This is a genomic window from Rossellomorea sp. FS2 (assembly GCF_047915635.1).
GTDB lineage: Bacteria > Bacillota > Bacilli > Bacillales > Bacillaceae_B > Rossellomorea > Rossellomorea marisflavi_A.
In genome coordinates, this window is sequence record NZ_JBLRVS010000004.1 from 596,644 (window position 1) to 613,312 (window position 16,669).

21 protein-coding genes are annotated in these 16,669 nt (G+C 46.1%); 8 read left to right on the forward strand and 13 right to left on the reverse strand.

The annotated features are described in order from the left end of the window. The first annotated feature begins 3 nt into the window (after nucleotides 1-3). Nucleotides 4-696: a DUF4097 family beta strand repeat-containing protein gene (locus ACNA6I_RS13975; protein WP_079514932.1), complete on the forward strand. Its 693-nt coding sequence runs from the start codon at nucleotides 4-6 to the stop codon at nucleotides 694-696. Between the two features lie 240 nt (nucleotides 697-936). On the opposite strand, the gene ACNA6I_RS13980 is transcribed toward ACNA6I_RS13975, so the two are convergent. The 6 genes from ACNA6I_RS13980 to ACNA6I_RS14005 form a co-directional block, all read right to left on the reverse strand. Next, nucleotides 937-1,752: an alpha/beta fold hydrolase gene (locus ACNA6I_RS13980; RefSeq protein WP_416313773.1), complete on the reverse strand. Its 816-nt coding sequence runs from the start codon at nucleotides 1,750-1,752 to the stop codon at nucleotides 937-939. A gap of 130 nt (nucleotides 1,753-1,882) precedes the next feature. Then, nucleotides 1,883-2,566, reverse strand: a complete 684-nt coding sequence (locus tag ACNA6I_RS13985; RefSeq protein ID WP_416313588.1) for a DUF7003 family protein — start codon at nucleotides 2,564-2,566, stop codon at nucleotides 1,883-1,885. 182 nt (nucleotides 2,567-2,748) lie between these two features. Beyond that, nucleotides 2,749-3,588, reverse strand: coding sequence for a hypothetical protein (locus tag ACNA6I_RS13990; RefSeq protein WP_416313589.1), 840 nt, complete (start codon nucleotides 3,586-3,588; stop codon nucleotides 2,749-2,751). Between the two features lie 169 nt (nucleotides 3,589-3,757). Next, entirely contained in the window at nucleotides 3,758-4,609 is an 852-nt protein-coding gene (locus ACNA6I_RS13995) for a DUF4240 domain-containing protein (protein ID WP_416313590.1), read from the reverse strand. An 89-nt stretch (nucleotides 4,610-4,698) separates the two neighbouring features. After that, the gene (locus tag ACNA6I_RS14000; protein WP_416313591.1) at nucleotides 4,699-5,517 is read right to left on the reverse strand and encodes an alpha/beta fold hydrolase; all 819 of its coding nucleotides are present in this window, start codon (nucleotides 5,515-5,517) and stop codon (nucleotides 4,699-4,701) included. 84 nt (nucleotides 5,518-5,601) lie between these two features. After that, nucleotides 5,602-6,393 (reverse strand): LysR family transcriptional regulator, encoded by a 792-nt coding sequence (locus ACNA6I_RS14005; RefSeq protein ID WP_416313592.1) that lies wholly within the window; start codon nucleotides 6,391-6,393, stop codon nucleotides 5,602-5,604. A 164-nt stretch (nucleotides 6,394-6,557) separates the two neighbouring features. Here ACNA6I_RS14005 and ACNA6I_RS14010 point away from each other — a divergent pair, with 164 nt between their 5' ends. After that, on the forward strand, nucleotides 6,558-7,058 hold the full coding sequence (locus ACNA6I_RS14010) for a DUF4865 family protein (RefSeq protein ID WP_416313774.1): 501 nt from the start codon (nucleotides 6,558-6,560) through the stop codon (nucleotides 7,056-7,058). A 38-nt stretch (nucleotides 7,059-7,096) separates the two neighbouring features. On the opposite strand, the gene ACNA6I_RS14015 is transcribed toward ACNA6I_RS14010, so the two are convergent. The 3 genes from ACNA6I_RS14015 to ACNA6I_RS14025 form a co-directional block, all read right to left on the reverse strand. Continuing rightward, nucleotides 7,097-7,969, reverse strand: a complete 873-nt coding sequence (locus ACNA6I_RS14015) for an AraC family transcriptional regulator (protein WP_416313593.1) — start codon at nucleotides 7,967-7,969, stop codon at nucleotides 7,097-7,099. Nucleotides 7,970-8,172: 203 nt separating this feature from the next. Beyond that, nucleotides 8,173-9,201 carry an ABC transporter permease gene (locus ACNA6I_RS14020; protein ID WP_416313594.1) on the reverse strand — a complete coding sequence of 343 codons (1,029 nt, stop codon included), beginning with the start codon at nucleotides 9,199-9,201 and terminating at the stop codon, nucleotides 8,173-8,175. Then, entirely contained in the window at nucleotides 9,198-9,929 is a 732-nt protein-coding gene (locus ACNA6I_RS14025) for an ABC transporter ATP-binding protein (protein ID WP_053428547.1), read from the reverse strand. The genes ACNA6I_RS14020 and ACNA6I_RS14025 overlap by 4 nt, the downstream gene beginning before the upstream one ends. Nucleotides 9,930-10,136: 207 nt before the next feature. On the opposite strand from ACNA6I_RS14025, the gene ACNA6I_RS14030 reads away from it, so the two are divergent. Continuing rightward, nucleotides 10,137-10,748, forward strand: coding sequence for a TetR/AcrR family transcriptional regulator (locus ACNA6I_RS14030; protein ID WP_416313595.1), 612 nt, complete (start codon nucleotides 10,137-10,139; stop codon nucleotides 10,746-10,748). A 65-nt stretch (nucleotides 10,749-10,813) separates the two neighbouring features. Here the strand turns inward: ACNA6I_RS14030 and ACNA6I_RS14035 are convergent, their stop codons facing one another. Next, the gene (locus ACNA6I_RS14035; RefSeq protein WP_416313596.1) at nucleotides 10,814-12,187 is read right to left on the reverse strand and encodes an amino acid permease; all 1,374 of its coding nucleotides are present in this window, start codon (nucleotides 12,185-12,187) and stop codon (nucleotides 10,814-10,816) included. A gap of 367 nt (nucleotides 12,188-12,554) precedes the next feature. On the opposite strand from ACNA6I_RS14035, the gene ACNA6I_RS14040 reads away from it, so the two are divergent. Beyond that, on the forward strand, nucleotides 12,555-12,791 hold the full coding sequence (locus ACNA6I_RS14040; RefSeq protein ID WP_048005514.1) for a DUF3923 family protein: 237 nt from the start codon (nucleotides 12,555-12,557) through the stop codon (nucleotides 12,789-12,791). A gap of 169 nt (nucleotides 12,792-12,960) precedes the next feature. Continuing rightward, entirely contained in the window at nucleotides 12,961-13,299 is a 339-nt protein-coding gene (locus tag ACNA6I_RS14045) for a hypothetical protein (protein WP_416313597.1), read from the forward strand. A gap of 15 nt (nucleotides 13,300-13,314) precedes the next feature. Here the strand turns inward: ACNA6I_RS14045 and ACNA6I_RS14050 are convergent, their stop codons facing one another. From ACNA6I_RS14050 to ACNA6I_RS14060, 3 genes are read right to left on the reverse strand one after another with little or no spacing between them, the layout of a single operon-like run. Beyond that, nucleotides 13,315-13,827, reverse strand: coding sequence for a methylated-DNA--[protein]-cysteine S-methyltransferase (locus ACNA6I_RS14050; protein WP_416313598.1), 513 nt, complete (start codon nucleotides 13,825-13,827; stop codon nucleotides 13,315-13,317). Beyond that, nucleotides 13,781-14,695, reverse strand: a complete 915-nt coding sequence (locus ACNA6I_RS14055) for a DNA-3-methyladenine glycosylase family protein (RefSeq protein ID WP_416313599.1) — start codon at nucleotides 14,693-14,695, stop codon at nucleotides 13,781-13,783. Before ACNA6I_RS14055 ends, ACNA6I_RS14050 begins: the two co-directional genes overlap by 47 nt. Beyond that, nucleotides 14,682-15,254, reverse strand: coding sequence for a bifunctional transcriptional activator/DNA repair enzyme AdaA (locus ACNA6I_RS14060; RefSeq protein ID WP_416313600.1), 573 nt, complete (start codon nucleotides 15,252-15,254; stop codon nucleotides 14,682-14,684). The genes ACNA6I_RS14055 and ACNA6I_RS14060 overlap by 14 nt, the downstream gene beginning before the upstream one ends. 197 nt (nucleotides 15,255-15,451) lie before the next feature. Between ACNA6I_RS14060 and ACNA6I_RS14065 the strand changes: the two genes are divergently transcribed. The 3 genes from ACNA6I_RS14065 to ACNA6I_RS14075 all read left to right on the forward strand — a co-directional run bounded on the left by ACNA6I_RS14065 (nucleotide 15,452) and on the right by ACNA6I_RS14075 (nucleotide 16,634). Further along, nucleotides 15,452-15,748: a 3-isopropylmalate dehydrogenase gene (locus tag ACNA6I_RS14065; RefSeq protein WP_416313601.1), complete on the forward strand. Its 297-nt coding sequence runs from the start codon at nucleotides 15,452-15,454 to the stop codon at nucleotides 15,746-15,748. A 13-nt stretch (nucleotides 15,749-15,761) separates the two neighbouring features. Further along, nucleotides 15,762-16,037, forward strand: coding sequence for a hypothetical protein (locus ACNA6I_RS14070; protein ID WP_251401282.1), 276 nt, complete (start codon nucleotides 15,762-15,764; stop codon nucleotides 16,035-16,037). Between the two features lie 102 nt (nucleotides 16,038-16,139). Then, nucleotides 16,140-16,634, forward strand: coding sequence for a DinB family protein (locus tag ACNA6I_RS14075; RefSeq protein ID WP_416313602.1), 495 nt, complete (start codon nucleotides 16,140-16,142; stop codon nucleotides 16,632-16,634). The last annotated feature ends 35 nt before the right edge of the window (nucleotides 16,635-16,669 follow it).

Below are 16,669 nucleotides of genomic sequence, written 5' to 3' on the forward strand. Positions count from 1 at the left end.
GAAATGAAATTCATTTATAGTAGTCTACTTATTCTCACTCTTCTTTTGACAGGTTGTAGCAAAGAAGAGACCCAAGAGTTCCCTGATCAAAAGAACATTTTTGTTGAAACTGATGGACAAAACATTTCAGTAGTCCCATCAAAAACCGATCAAATTACGGTTAAGAGCGAAGATGAATTAATCACTGATGTAAAGCAAGAAGGCATTCATTTCAGCCTTGCTGATACAAAACCGATCAATTTTAAAACCAGCACATTGACTATAGCAATACCTGACAATAATCACGATGCCATCTCCCTGATTTCTACATCAGGAAAAATAAAAGGGAAGGAAGTCCATGCTGCTAAACTGTACAGTAAGTCTGATTCAGGAAGCATTCGCCTGTCCTCTATTCAGGGAGAACAGATTGAAATCGAAACCCTTTCTGGAAATACAACATTGACTAGTGATAATCAACTAACTAAGGATACCAATATTAAAACTGAGACCGGTGATATCAACATTGTCTTTAAAAAGGAAATGAATAACATTCTGCTAGATTTACAAACTACATCCGGATCGATTCATACCCCTTTCCAGAAAGATCCTACGATTGATAATGGAAAACAACGTTTAACATATAAAAAGGGGAATGTTGAACATACGCTCTCCCTAGAATCCAATTCAGGAACTATAAATGTAGATGATTCTAAATAAACTATAGGCATGATCAGACTCGATTAAATGATCTGGTCTTCCATCAAGAATTAGTGGACTTGCCTTATATATGTGGAGCATTTCACATAGGCGTTAAATTCACCTGATCTATAACATACTGAGAGAGCCCTGCTTCGCTTTTCTTTGTGTACACAGCTCAAACTTCATTGTTATACACACTAGGTACCTCTAAATAAAAACAGAACTTCATATCCAGAAGTTCTGTTTTCTCACCTCATATCAGATGTTTTCTTCAACCCGCCCCAACCATTCTTCCATTAAAGCATTAAAAATCCCCGGCTGCTCAATCTGCAAGTTATGCCCTGCCTGGTCCACTACGGCAAATGTACCATGTGGATACTTGTCTTCTAATTCAAGGGCATCCCGATACCCCACCGTCGCGTCTTGTTTCCCGAGGAGGAACAAGCTTGGCTTGGCAAAGACCGATTGACCAATTTCAAATGAAAAACCATAACTCTCCTGTACTCTATCCAAAAAGGCATGATCCGCCACCCTAATTCCACTTATGATCTCGTTGTTGTATCTCTCCCACGTCGACTTATTCAGCACCACATTGTTGCTCCTGAAGTCTTCAAGTTCATTCTGGCTCAGTGTGCTGATGAAATTCTCATCAATCTTCAAAACCTCGTGCTCCGGCACGGTCCGATCCGGATGATTGGGCTTAATCACTGGACAGATGAAAGCTGCACCAAGGATGTTATGTTCATCCTTATGGATCAGGCCGTTGGTCAAATAACCACCGTACGATTCGCCAGCAATGACATACTTCTGATCAGGAATGACGGTCTGAATGAACTCATGGACCGCTCCCACCATATCATCTGAACATTTAATCCCGTCATAATCCCTCGTCAAGCCCATGCCTGGAAGGTCTATGTAGATCCGCCTCCACCCATGCCGTTCGTTGAATATAGGTTCCATGCACCCTTTCATTAAACGATGATCAGGTGAATAGCCGTGGATCATGATGATGGGGGTGCCTTGTCCTATTTCTTCATAATAGATGTCTGCTATATTTACAGTACAATAAGTCAGTTGAGTTGCCACTCTTTCTTACACCGAGTACTATTTTGAGATAATCATATATAGAATAGCCATACTTTTTTCCAATATAATAAACTAACTAAACAATGGAGATTAGAATATTTTAAAATCCATTTAAAATTTATTCATAATCTTCAAAATCCGTCTCCCAATCGTTTTGTTTATCAAAATCATATTCAGTCCAATTACTCCAATGGGTATTTCCACTACCTTGTTCAACTAAAGCTATATTTTTTTCGATTATAGCTCGTTCTAATGAAATGAAAAAAGGATTTTCACTTGGTGCCTCACTCTCGACCTCCACATGTTCCCAACATTCGGTGCTGTAAAAAGAAATCCAACCACTAGTTTCATTAATTGTTTTTAATACCTTATCACTAGGCATAAACCAATTGATTGAATCAGGGTAGTGTTCATTTAAAGCTCGTAGCAAATAAGTGTCGATATAACATTGGTCCAGAATTGAAATATTATTTTCTGTATAATCGTTTTCATTTAAGCTGTATAAGGTTACGTCTTCATTTACAGTAATCGTACCTTCAAATAAAGGATTGGACGAATTTTTATTCAGCTCAATATTTTCACAATCCACAAACCCGTAACTCTCTGGCTTGAGATTTGTATAATAATATATCCATGTTTCAGAACCTCCTTTCGAAACCCCCATCTTTTGAAAAGCAATTAGCCAGTTTTGATCTTGTACATATACGTCTAACTTGCATGTAACATAATCAAAGTTTGCATTTTCCAAGAAAATAAAATCGTAGTTATGATAGTGTTGATCTAATACATTGGTTAATCTCAACTCGCAACCTCCAGTTGTGAATGATTTTAGTTATGAATTACCTCTTTTTTATTATTCAATAAGCTATTCCTCCCTGTTTAGCAGAGCACCGTTTGCAATAACGGGATAATCTTCGGGGATCTCCTGGACTATATAGTTGGTTAGCTGGTTGATGGTCGTAAAATTCCTTTCAAAGGAAAAATTCAATTATATAAATTTCGATTGGTAAAATCAGAATACGAATGTGAATAATGTTTCTTATCATCGAAAGCAGCATAATCAAGTCTTTCGAGAGGTGTTAAATTTCCATCTTCTACTTCGGTCTTAGCAAAAGCAAAATAGGATAGTGACGGCATTTCAGATATGAATTGTATACTAGGTATTTTCCCGCACCCTTCCAACATAATTTTCTTCAAGGTTTTTATTTTACTTAATGAGTTCATGTTGAGAAGTTTCTTACAGTTTTCAATACTAATCTCTTCAAGTGTTAGACTAGATAATTCATCTAAATTCAAAGCTGTTCTACAATAATTCAATTCCAAACGCTTAAGATTCCCTGGAGAGGTACAACCTTTAAAAGAAGTAATATTGGATAGAGTTATAATTAATGATGTTAAGTCCAACATTTCTTCCAATTCAATTAAATTTTTATTTTTGGGTTTGTAATTATAAAGCATTAATTCCTTTAGTCTTGTTCTAGATGATAACCCTTTCATTTTGCTATTCCATTCTATATCTAAATCTATTAAATCAGGGAACCGCGTTAAATCAAGTGAGATTCCAGGAACATGAATACTTAATTTTTTCAGGGATTTTATATCATATAAACCTTCAATATCAGTGATGAAGCTACTGGAAATATAAACTTCCTCCACCCTTGGACAATCTCTTAAAAAATCTAGGTTATCCATTTTAAAATAATAGTCGGTGATCTGGAGCTTTTTTTCATCGTTCTCTTTAATATATTCTAAGTGATAAGATAAGTTATTATCCTCAACAATAATTCGGCCATCATGTATTTTTCTTAAGCGCTTAATTGGCATTCCCCTCAAACCTCCTTTAATAAATAGCAGGAGAATAAGAACTCTCTCCTTTTATCTTTTGTTTGATAATTTCCATCTTGGACTTATTGCATTATGATTGCCCTACTTGGGATTCTTCTTTATCCTGGCATTCTCTTATATAAACGCAGCGTTTTCATTTCTGATTATTTCATTTTTCCCAAGCAGATGTATTCGAGTAAGTTTCATAATCAAAACGACTAACATATTCAAAGGTCTCACCGGTTTTTCTACTGTAAGCTTCACTTGCCACTTCCAGGAGCTCTTCTGCATCCCACTCTAAGTCAATTTCCGCTGCCTCTTTGACTACCTGATCAAAATAATGTTGACCTTCTGTGATCACGGCACAACGCGCATAAAGGAAGGCATCGGGTGAGAGGCATTCTTTTGACTCACCATCAACTCCAGCATGTTCTGGCCTATCCAGTAAAAAGAGCTTGTGGCTAAGTGTCTCTTCAAACGCATAGATTGTTTCAATAGACATTTTTTCCAAATGACAGATTAATACCTCCATCGGATTCTCTTGATTCGTATCAATAAGATCAATTAACGACCAGAAGGTCTTCTCATCCAGCTCTTCAAAATAATCAGCTTCCAGCACTGTAGGTTCTTCCTTATAGACATTCTCTGCTAGTTTTTCTTTATCCTTCATCAAATGGATAGGAAGAAAATTGTTCCACATTCCCCTGTATGTATTACTTTCTTTAATATCGCTTTTTTCCTTTAGATCAACCTCTCCGATTAATTTGTAACCTTCTCCGGGTTTCCCGTCAATCCAATAGATGGTGGGTATCAGACCATTTGTATACAAGTCATAGCTATAATAGAAATGAGACAATCGTGCATCATCTATTTCAGGAGGTACCAAATCATAATACGCTGTTGTATAGACCAAATAAGAATTTCCAACTACACTAAGTACCCCAAGGGCGCACCAATATTTATTGGGGAATTCAGCTGCATATATCTGCCCTGGCATGGGTTTGTTTTTCTTTTTACTCACTCTTTCGCTCTCCTTTACTAACTTATCGAGGTCTAGGTGATTTATTTTTACCTTGCTTTAAGTCAAGTCTTTTCATTTATTATTGCCTATTAACAGATGCCTGTTCCCATTCGCTCCAACCACTCCTCCACTAAAGCATTAAAAATCCCCGGCTGCTCAATCTGCAGGTTATGCCCCGCCTGGTCCACTACGGCAAATGTACCACGTGGATACTTGTCTTCTAATGCAAGTGCATCCCGATACCCCACCGTCGCGTCTTGTTTCCCGAGGAGGAACAAGCTTGGCTTGGCAAAAACCGATTGACCAATTTCAAATGAAAAACCATAATTCTCCTGGACCTTATCCAAAAAGGCATGATCCGCCACCCTAATTCCACTTATGATCTCGCTGTTGTATCTCTCCCACGTCGACTTATTCAGCACCACATTGTTGCTCCTGAAGTCTTCAAGTTCATCCTGGTTCAGTGTGCTTATGAAATTCTCATTGATCTTCAAAACCTCGTGCTCCGGCACGTTCCGATCCTGATGATGGGGCTTGATCACTGGACAGATGAATGCTGCACCAAGGATGTTATGTTCATCCTTATGGATCAGGCCGTTGGTTAAATAACCACCGTATGACTCACCCGCTATAGCGTACTTCTGATCAGGAACGACCGTCTGAATGAACTCATGGACCGCTTCCAACATATCATCGGAACAATTTATCCCGTCATAATTCTTCGTCAAGCCCATTCCTGGAAGGTCTATATAGATCCGCCTCCACCCATGCCGTTCATTGAATACAGGCTCCATGTACCCTTTCATTAAACGATGATCAGGTGAATAGCCGTGGATCATGATGATGGGCGTGCCTTCTCCTATTTCTTCATAATAGATATCTGCTTTACGGACTTTACAATAAGGCATATGATCGTCTCCTTTTCTATGTCTATCAATCTGTTATCACCTATTATATCGTGTGTAGGCACGAAACGATGAAGAGGGAAACCCTTAAGGCAACAGGTCAGCAGGGATCTCCCTCCCTGATTCACGCATCGTGTAAAAGTGAACTGACAAGCTTTCTACCTCCACATCTTCCACTCTTTCTAATTGATCATCCTTTATGGGCAAAAAGGCGATTCCTTTTCCCTCTGAGATGAATTCCTGGATCAGTGAGAAAGAATCCAACTGATGCAGTTGCTCCTTGGGGATATGATTCTCTTCCATAAAGTCGATCGTACGCTTCCTGAAGGGACACTGTTGGTCCTGACTGACAAAGAAGTATTCCTTCGCGTAATCCATCGTCGTCTTTCCCTTCGCTTGCTGTAATCCCATTGAAATCGTATGGCTCCCCACTTGTTGGAAATCTGAATCGGCATACGTTCCATACGTGATGACCATGTCCACCTTTTGATTCCTTAATAGAGAGTACAGCTGGCTGCTGTTCTCGAGCGTCAATTCGTACTTCATGAACGTCCCGCTTATCCGTTTGCTGACATAGCTGGACAGAATCGATGGCGATGTGGCGATGCGGTAAGGAAGGGCGTTGGTCCTTTTGATTTCATTTTTCGCTTCGTCCACCAGGTTCAAGATCCTGTTGGCATAGTCGACGAGTACATCTCCTGATGGAAGGGTGGTGATGCCCTTATTCGATCGGTGTAGTAACGGTGTGTCTAGTTCTTGTTCCAATCGTTTGATCCGTTCTGTCAGGTGAGGCTGCACATACCCCAAGACGTTCGCGGCCTTACTGATCGACCCTTCTGTTACGACTGTTTTGAATATGATAAGGTCATTGATTTCCATATCGTTCAGCTCTTTTCCTGCTATCAGATTTCATGATGACCGGCATCATCTATACCTATTTTACACCTAATCTCTGCAGGATTATCATGAATCTATACCATTGAAAGAGAGTGATGAACATGATTGGCATGCAATACAACGTCATCCTGCCGAAGGATTATGATATGGGGATCATCAGAAACAGGGTCCAAGAGAACGGGATGAAGACGGATGGTTTCAACGGACTCGACTTCAAAGCCTATTTAATCACCGAGGCAGGAAAGAACGGTCAAACCTATAATTCTTACGCACCATTCTATATGTGGAACACCCATGAAGGAATGAACACGTTCCTATTCCACGGTTATTATGACAACATCCTGGACTCTTTCGGCTGGCAGCAGATTCAGATCGGTGTTCCCCTGGTCCTCGACGTAGACCCGGACTTTTCCAATAGTCAGTACGTTGTAGAATACGCCGGCCGGATTGCCGAGACCCCTTCATTAGCAAGCCACTCCCTTCTTGAGATCGCCGACGTGGAAGGATCCGGAGAATGCTTGGGGAATGTAGTGGTCTATAATCCGGATAAGTGGGGCTACAGCCATTTTCGTTTTTATGAAGAGAAACCGGATGTTGAGGCGTCAGAGCACCTGACCGTGTATGAGATTTTACATATTTCGAGATAAGCAAGTAAGGAGACCCGTGACGGGTCTCCCTTCCTCCATTATTTTCTCCTCACCGGAATCCAAATCTCACTTCTATACGTCGGTGAAGACAGATCCTTGCTTTCATTCCACAAAAGTTCCGGTCCTTCCATCAGTTCGTACCCGGATGATGGGAACCATTCGGAGTAAATCCGTCCCCACACGTCTTGAAGTGTTTCAGGAAAGGGACCGACGGATTCGAACACGGCCCATGTCAAAGCCGGTACCTCTAGATTCGCGAACCGGGCTGGGCATTCCTTCAATGTGGCCACCCCGATCATATGATCAAGCTCTCCCTTTTCCTCCATCCGTTCTTCGGAAAAGCGGGCGGATGCACTGATCAGTCCCGTTGGCTCCACATCGGACAGGTCCTTCAATTCCTTGATCATGTCTTCCGTCAAACGCTCCCACATGGCCGCAATCTTCGGGTTCACGCCGTGGAACTGGATCGGGACGCGTTCCTTCAGGCCAACGATGCGAAATGCCCCTTTTTCTTCTATTCGATAGTTCATTTCATTTCCTCCCTTAATGGCTAGTTGGAAGGTCATCGGTGGATACGCTTTGAGTGAAAGCCCACTCTTCCTGGCTTCTGAAGGCGTGATTCCATGAAGCTGCTGAAAGGCCCTGGCAAATGAATCAGGTGAATGGTACCCATATTTCATCGCCACATCGATCACCTTCGTCCCGTCCTGCTTCAGTTCGAACGCGGCAAGGGTCAGGCGCCTCCGACGAATATACTCTGACAACGTGACACCTGCCAAGAACGAGAACATCCGCTTGAAATGATACTCTGAGCATAACGCACGCTTTGCCACTTCCTTATAATCAATTTCCTGGGCCAGATTATCCTCGATATATGTCAGTGCCAGGTTCATTTGTTTTAGCGAATCCATCTTCATGACCTCCTCTTCCTATACATTATCAGGGTCAGCATGCCTTCATCCGACTTTTCATGCACGGTTATGCAGGGTGGCACCAGCGAACAAACCCACAGTCTCTACTTAAGTAGAGGTGGAGGTTCTTTTAAATAAAATAACACCTCTTCCCAAATGGGAAAAGGTGTTCCTGACTATGCCTATTCAAACACATGTCAGGCTCAAAGCTTTCTGAACCTCTTCAACGCATGAGTATTCAATAGATACAGAATAAATGCGTACACGATCAATCCAAGGAGATACCCCCATATCCCCGTGAACCCCTCTCCATATACCATGACCGCTTTGATGGCTGCAGCCCCGTAATAGATCGGCATGATGTAAGACAAATAGCCGAGATAATAAGGGATCAGGTCCAAGGGAATCAATCCTGAGAAAAACACCTGAGGGATGATGGTGAATGGGATCAATTGCACGACCTGTAGCTCGGACCGGGCGAAGATCGAAATCATGGCCCCGAAGGACACAGCCGTCACAGCCAACAGCACCATGGCCACCAGCACCCAGCCGATATTCCCCACCGACTGCAATTGAAGGACATAGACGGAGTAGATGACAATCAGAACCGCTTGAATGACGGCAAAGACGCCATAACCGGCCGTATATCCGAGAATCACTTCCCCACGCTTGATCGGGGTCATCATCAACCGTTCCAAGGTACCCCCGCTGCTTTCTCTTACAAGGGCCATCCCGGAAATGATGAACACCATGAAAAAGGAGAAGATGGCGAGGAACACATAGCCTAGGGAATCAAACGTTGATTGGTCTGCGTCCCCGTATACATAGGTCACATCCAGTTCTGCCTTTGGATTCAAGGAGCCCATGGCGGCTTGGATCCCGCTGGCAGCCTTCGCCGCTTTGGAATCAGGCTCATGCATGATGAGCTCATTGCCCGATTGCTCAGAGAGCAGGAAGATTGCATCCACATCCTCATGATCGTTCAAGTAGTCTTTCGCAGCCTGGGTGTCATCGATGCTGACGTCGGTGACCTTTACATCCTCTCCTTTCAACGCGGTGACAACCGGATCCGGTACAGTCGATGTATTCACTCCGACGGTGGGCACATACCCGGAATCCCCTAGCAGGAAATAGACCAGGGTCAAAATCAATAAGGGCGCAACCAGGATCATCATGATGCTTCGTTTGTCATTGATGGTTTGCCGTATGACACGCTTGGCGAGATGGATCATGTTTCAGCACCGCCTTCCACGGACCCCGATGCCATGAAGAATAGCTCATCCACCCGGCCGTTCTCCGTTTTATCGAGTAGCGTCGGCACCGCATCATACTCAATCAACGACCCGTTGTAGATCAGTGCTGCCCTGTCACACTCGGTGACTTCATCCATCACATGGGTGGATACGATGATGGTGGTCCCGGCATGCTTGATCCGCTGGAATTGCTCCCAAATCGTCCGGCGCAGGACCGGATCGATCCCGACGGTCGGTTCATCCAGGAACAACAGATCCGGAGAATGCAAAATCGAAGCCGCAAGGGATAGGCGCTTTTTCATCCCTCCCGAAAAATTCTTCACCAATTTCCTCCGGTGCTCTGTCAGATCCACGATGGCAAGCACTTCATCAATGCGCTCTTCCAACGCTTTCTTACCCAAATGATACAGACCCCCGAAAAAGGTCAAGTTGGCCTCAGCAGACAAATCATCATACAAAGCATCATTCTGTGGCATGAACCCGATCTTCTTCAACATGTTCATATCGGGCATTGGGACATCCCCGAATCGGATGCTACCCTGATCTGCCCCGATGGCACCGATCATCAGACGGATCAAGGTGGTTTTCCCTGAACCGGATGGGCCTAGTAAACAACAGATCGTTCCTGCCGGGATGGTGAAGCTGATGTCGTTGATCACGTTCTTATCATCAAAGGATTTACTCACATTCGAAACGGTAATCTCCATTCTTATCCCCCTCACTCATTGCTCAACATTTTTTCTTTTATATGGTTCATGTTAGGGTAAAATAATAAACAACACGTTGTTCATTACGATGTAATCATAGTATACGTACAGATTTTACCCTGCTCAATCATCATTTATGAGTGAAGTGTAGATTAACCCACACATTCCAAGGATGTGTCGGAAAAAATGTCAGGGAGGAACCGTCAGATGAGCGATGCACATTTGGATCTGCGCGTGATCCGCACAAAAACGTCTATAAAACAGGCACTGATCGAGCTGATTGAAGAGAAAGGCTTTGAAGCGCTCACCGTCAAAGATATTACAACCAAAGCAAACATCAATCGAGGGACATTCTACAGTCATTATCAGGATAAATATGACTTGATGACCAAGTGTGAAGAAGAACTGTTGAAGGAAATGAAGAACAAGATTGCGAAGAACATCCCACAGATCATCTCGGACCTCAATGAACGTCATACCATCCCGTTTGCTTTCCTCGTCCCCTTCTTTGACTATATTCAACAAAACAAAGGACTCATGAACATACTGCTCAGTCCGAACAGTGATTCCTCTCTTCAAACCAAAATAAAAGAAGTGATGACCAACGCCCTCTTCAGTCGGCACACCGAAGCCATTTTCATAGAGGAGGACCTCGCTATCCCAAAGGCGTATGTCATTTCCTATATTGCCTCCGCCCACTTAGGCGTGATCAAAGAATGGCTGGATTCCGGTGGCGAGGAGTCCCCGCATGAAATGGCTCGGATCATTTCCTCCATGACCCTCACCGGCCCGTTGGCAGCTGCGGGGATCAAGAAGTAACAGGCGGACTCCATCACCAATAGAAAAACAGCGCATTCCTTTACGGAAAGCGCTGTTTTGTTGTTTTATTCCCCTTGTTCCTCCAACGGAACCTTCTTCCCGATCCCGAACGCAAAGTAACTGATGGTCACCAGCGCGAGGAACACGATACCCACGATGAGCGACATGCGCGTATCGTCATTGAACCACATGCCAACGAGGACGGCGACCAGGAAGGCAAGGGTCAGATAGTTCGTAACCGGTGCAAATGGCATTTTGAACGGGTGATCGTCGAGTTCTGCTCCCTTCATCTTCCGGAAGCGGATCTGGCTGATCAGGATGATGAACCACGGAACCATTCCCGGGAGGACGCTTGAACTGTATACGTAAACGAACAGGTTTTCCGGTGCGATGTAGCTCAGGATGACTCCGATTCCAAGTCCGATCATGACTCCGATCGTCCCGAGTAGTGGTACACCATTACGGGACAGCTTCGTGAAGGATTTCGGTGCTTGTCCATTCACCCCGAGTGTGTAGAGCATGCGCCCTGCGCTGTAGATCCCGCTGTTGCAGCCGGACATGGCCGCGGTGATGACGACGAAGTTGATGACACCGGCCGCTGCCGTGATCCCGACTTTGGCGAATGTCGCGACGAACGGGCTTCCGATGGAATTCAACTCATCCCACGGATACACGGTGACGATGACAAAGATCGCCCCGATATAGAAAATCAGGATCCGCCAGATGATGCTCTGGATCGCTTTCGTCAGGGTGTTCTTCGGATCGCGTGCCTCTCCGGCCGTGATCCCGATCAATTCCACCCCTTGGTAGGCCGCCACCACTAGGGAGAGGGCGAAGAAGAAGCCCGACCATCCTCCGGCGAAGAAGCCGCCGTTTGCCCACAGGTTCGAGAGCCCGATGGCGTCTCCCCCGTTTCCGAGACCGAAGAAGATCAGGCCGATCCCGGCGAAAATCATCAGGACGATGGTGATGATTTTAATGAGTGCAAACCAAAATTCGAATTCCCCGAAGGATTTCACGGAAATCAGATTCGCCGCACCCAGGATGGCCATGGCAATGATCCCCGGTATCCACGCCGGCAGATCCGGGAACCAGTACTGCATGTACGCCCCCACTGCGACGATCTCGGCCATCCCGACGATGACCCATTGGAACCAGTTGCTCCACGCTGTCATGTACCCGGCTAGCGGATGGATATATTTATGCCCGAAGGTCGCGAACGAACCGGTGCTCGGCTCGACGTACAGCATTTCCCCCATGGCACGCATGATGAAGAAGATGAAAATCCCGGCAATTGCATACGCCAGCAGGACAGACGGGCCCGTCCACTGGATCGTACTTGCCGATCCCATAAATAATCCGACGCCAATCGTACCGCCCAAAGCAATCATCTGAATGTGACGTGCTTCCAGGCCTCGATGCAACTCTTTGTTAGCCATGCTGTTCCCCTCTTTTACGATTATTCGCTCTGATGTCGTAGAACGTGAAGCTTAATTGTTTTTCATTATAATATGTTTCCTATGTGAAAACAATTGTGTTTTCAGGAAAAACAATCATTCGTGAGGACTATTGACAAACGAACGTCCATGGAACGATCAGGGTTCCTTATTTCAGTATAATTTTTCACTAGATCCTTGTTCATATAATTGAAATGGAAGACTCCTTTAGTATCCGTCTTTGTCCATACAATCATCCCCCTCCATACGTCTTAAGTCTTAGGTGAAAATAAAGCCGTGGTCCATCAAAAGGAAACGTTTTACACGGTAGAATAAGGGATAGAATCGAGTGTTGAAATGGAGTGAGAACATGAAGAAAATGTGGACTTTCTGGTGGCTGACCAACCTGTTCTGGGTGATCCTGTTCGGTGTGATCTCGGCGTTCATCTGGCTGCGAGATGTGGACGGGGCAGGGATTGTGCAGTCTCCGGAAGCGAAGTTGGTGGCGTTTCTGATCCTTGCGGCTGCGTTCCTTTTCCCGGCCATCATTCAAGGCGTTTGGCTTGTGGTGAACGTGGTGATGAATCGGAAGAAAACGGTGATATAAGAAAACAGAACTTCCTTCACACAGGGAGTTCTGTTTCGTTATGTAAAGAGTCGGTTGCACATAGAACTTTTAATCGTTTGTTTCACTGATGGAAATGAAAAATCTCCTAAAATAAGGTACCGATCTATGATAAGATGGGGACACATCACAAGAAAGGAGTGCGAAGCTCATGACAGACACCGGTTGGACCATCATCCTCAACGCGGTTGCCGCTCTTGGTTTTGCCATCAGTCTCTTCTATTACGATCCCTTTTTCTACACACGGATGATGGCATGCCTTTTTGCCGTATCGGAAGTCGTGATCTTGCTGCAGAGGAAAGGAATAAAGAAAGGCGTGTATCTTGTCTATTCCATCATCATCCTGGCCATGATGGTCATCGCGAATCAGGTTGATCAGGATCGTATTGATGCCTGGCAGACCATCCTTCTTTGCATCAGTGTGTTTATGCTGTTAAGCACCACCTATCGAACCTTGTACCATGAGCCTCGTACACGTCCAAGCAGCTGAAGACCTGAACGGTTTTCAGCTGTTTTCATGATTTTTCTCATGGCGTAGCAGCCACTCTTTCCGCCAGACGCCTCCCGCATACCCTGTCATTGTCCCGTTTGAGCCGATGATGCGGTGGCACGGAATGACGATGCTGAGCTTGTTCTTCCCATTGGCACTGCCTACGGCTCGGATTGCCTTTTCATTGCCGATCGAGAGGGCGAGGTCCTTATACGAACCCGTTTCTCCGTACGCCAGGTCGAGCAGTCCTTCCCAGACGCGCTTCTGGAAATCGGTCCCCTTCACATGGACGGGAAACGAGAACGTCCGCCGGCTGCCGTTGAAATACTCGGCCAGCTGATCATGACAGTCGATCAGTACGTCAGGCGTATCGTCCTCACGCATATGCACCCTCTCTTCCCTTTCCACAAATAAGATCGACGACACGGCCTCGTTGGTCCCGATGATTTCCAAGATCCCAAGGGGCGTGTCCATATCCAGTTTATACTCCTTCTCCGTACAATGATCGCCAGAGATAAAACGTAGCATAGGCTTCCCACCCTTTCCAATTGATTGCGAGTTCTTCGATTTCCTCGATTGTCGGCTTTCGTTCCAGGCCGAGGGCTTCCTTCAGGGCCAGGTGAAGGCCGACATCGGCGACGGGGAACGCGCTGCGGTCATGGAAGCATTTCATCCGCACATAATCGGCCGTCCATGCCCCGACACCGCGTATGGCAATCAACTTCTCCCGGATCACGGATGGATCCAATTGGAGTAGCACCTCTTTAGAGAGTTCACCTTTCGCCATGGCGGTTGCGAGATCGAGGACGTACTCTGCTTTACGCGTGGTGAACTGCAGCTCACGCAGTTCATCGATGGAGAGGGTGGCCACACGTTCGCAGGAAGGAAACAGCCAATTCGTGTTACCGTTGAATGTCAGACTTTCTCCGTACTGTTCCACAAATCGTTTCTTCAGCGTGTAGGCAAATGTCAGGTTGATCTGCTGACCAAGGATGGCCCATACAAGCGCCTCGAACAAGTCGGGTATGCAGAGGATTCGCATGCCTTCGTACCGCTCAGCGAATGGCTTCAGGACGGGATCCCGCCCAGCCATCTCCATGAACCCGGCGAGGTCCTGTTCCAAATCAAACCACTCCACCATGAAATCGGCCACATACGCTCGAGCGCGTGTTGATGGAGCTGTGTTCAGGAACGCGACATTCAAGGCTTCGCCGGAGGAGGTGACCTTACAGAGAATTAACTCTCCCTCAACCTTCAGAAGCTTGACCACCTCTCCATCTCCTACCTCGTGAAGTACTTCCTGGTCCGATCTGGCCAAAAACCTCAAGCACTCCTCAAAGCTGAAAGGATGCGGCAGATTGAGCTCAATCGACGATCCACGATCATTCCACTTCATCCAACTGCCCCCTCCGATACTCACTCGGTGAGCATCCCTTCATGCGACTGAACACTTTATAAAAGTTTGACGGACTCTGGAACCCCACTTCATAACAGATCTGAAGATTCGTCAAACCGGTCTCACCCAGCAGGTTCGCCGCCTTATCGATCCGGACCTTCTCCAGATACGTCCGCGGTGTATGGGAGGTTTCTTCCTTGAAGACACGCTCCAGGTGATAGCTGCTCAGCCCCACCCCGTCAGCGATATCCTGCAGCTTCAACGGCTCCTTGTGGTGGTTGACCAGGAAGGCAATGGTCTCCTGGACGACACTGATATTCGGCGAATGCTCCTCTTCCGGTTTGCACCTCTTGCAGGCTCGATACCCCGCCTGCTCCGCCTCCGCACGCTCCTGGAAGAACTCCACGTTCACCTTCTTCGGCTTCCTCGACCGGCACGAGGGCCGACAGTAAATCTTCGTCGTCTTCACTGCCGTAAAGAACAATCCGTCATATGTCCGGTCGCACGCCATGATCTTCTCCCACATCTCTTCAAATGACAGATTCACCACCGTCTCCATCCTGCTTCACCGCTTTCTTTCAATCTCGTTGCTTCTATTTTACCAATCCTGCGCAGGGCATTTCATCCTCATTCTTGCTGTTATGGTCTGCTGGATTTTTGGGATAAATTGTTAGATGCATGACTAAACCACGAGCGTGTATGTTAAAATTAGTAAAAACCAGCACTACACACATATACATGAGACATAGGGGAGGAATGATGAATATGGACCTGTTCTTCTACATGCTGATGGGCTGCTTGATTGCCGCGGGAAACATTCTCGCCTTTATCACCTTCCGCAAAAAGAAAAGCCTGTATTCCGCTGCGTTGACAATCCTGCTCATGGCACCCGTGCTTGGCGGTGTCGGGGGGATTACCGCACTGATTGTCATCCGCGATGCCTTTGCCGTCTTTTATGGACTTCAAGTAGCGTACTTCCTGCTCGTGAACAGCGCGATCATCCTTGTCATTGCCGTCATCACGTCTGCCGTCCGAAACTACCGTACTCCTTAAGGAGGGGAATCACATGAAGAAAACCTATTCCATTCTTTCAGGAGCTTTTTCCGTCATGGCCATCTTTCCAATTCTCGCCGGATTGACGAAGTGGGGATTTCCACTGTATGTAGCGGTCCTGGAAGTGAGCCTCTTCTTGCCGTTCACACTGGCACTGGCTGGACTCGTTTTTGCGCTGATGGGACTGAAAGGCAAATTGAAAATCAGCTTGGTCGTGATGAATGCAGCCGGGCTATCCCTGTCGTTGTTTCTCGTGTTTGTAGCGCTGTTTGGATTTCAGCAGCCATAAAAGTATACCCCCAAAATGAAAACCCTTCCATTTTACTAACGAACAACCTCCCTCCTTCATGCTACAATGAAACTGTCTGACATCCAAAAGGAGGGATCTACCATGTTCACATCAACCAATGATTTTCTACGTGAATGGAACCAGGAAGCCGCTACGACCCAGAAAGTGTTCGATGCACTCACTGATGCGTCACTGAAACAGGAAGCCGGGCCTGACCTATACACTATCGGTAGCGTGGCTTGGCACGTAACGGGCGCAGCGTATTATTTCCTTGCCCAAGTAGGGGTCACCTTCGAGGCGCCAGATCTCCAAAAGGCTGCGCCGGCATCCGCCAGCGAGATTGCCGAGACGTATAAGCTCGTGAGCACGCGCCTCGCCGATGCCGTTTCAGAGCAGGTGTCCGATGAGAAGCTGAACGAACCAATTAGCCTCTTCGGCATGGACATGCCGTTCCAAGGTGTCCTCCGCCTGCTCATCCAGCATCAGGCCCACCACCGCGGCCAGCTGACTGTCCTCATGAGGCAGGCAGGACTGCAGGTTCCTGGTGTATACGGACCGAGTAAGGAAGAGACCGAAGCGATGCGGGCAGGAAAGTGACGAGCGCTTCTTCAGAAAGGAAGACCCGTTGATAT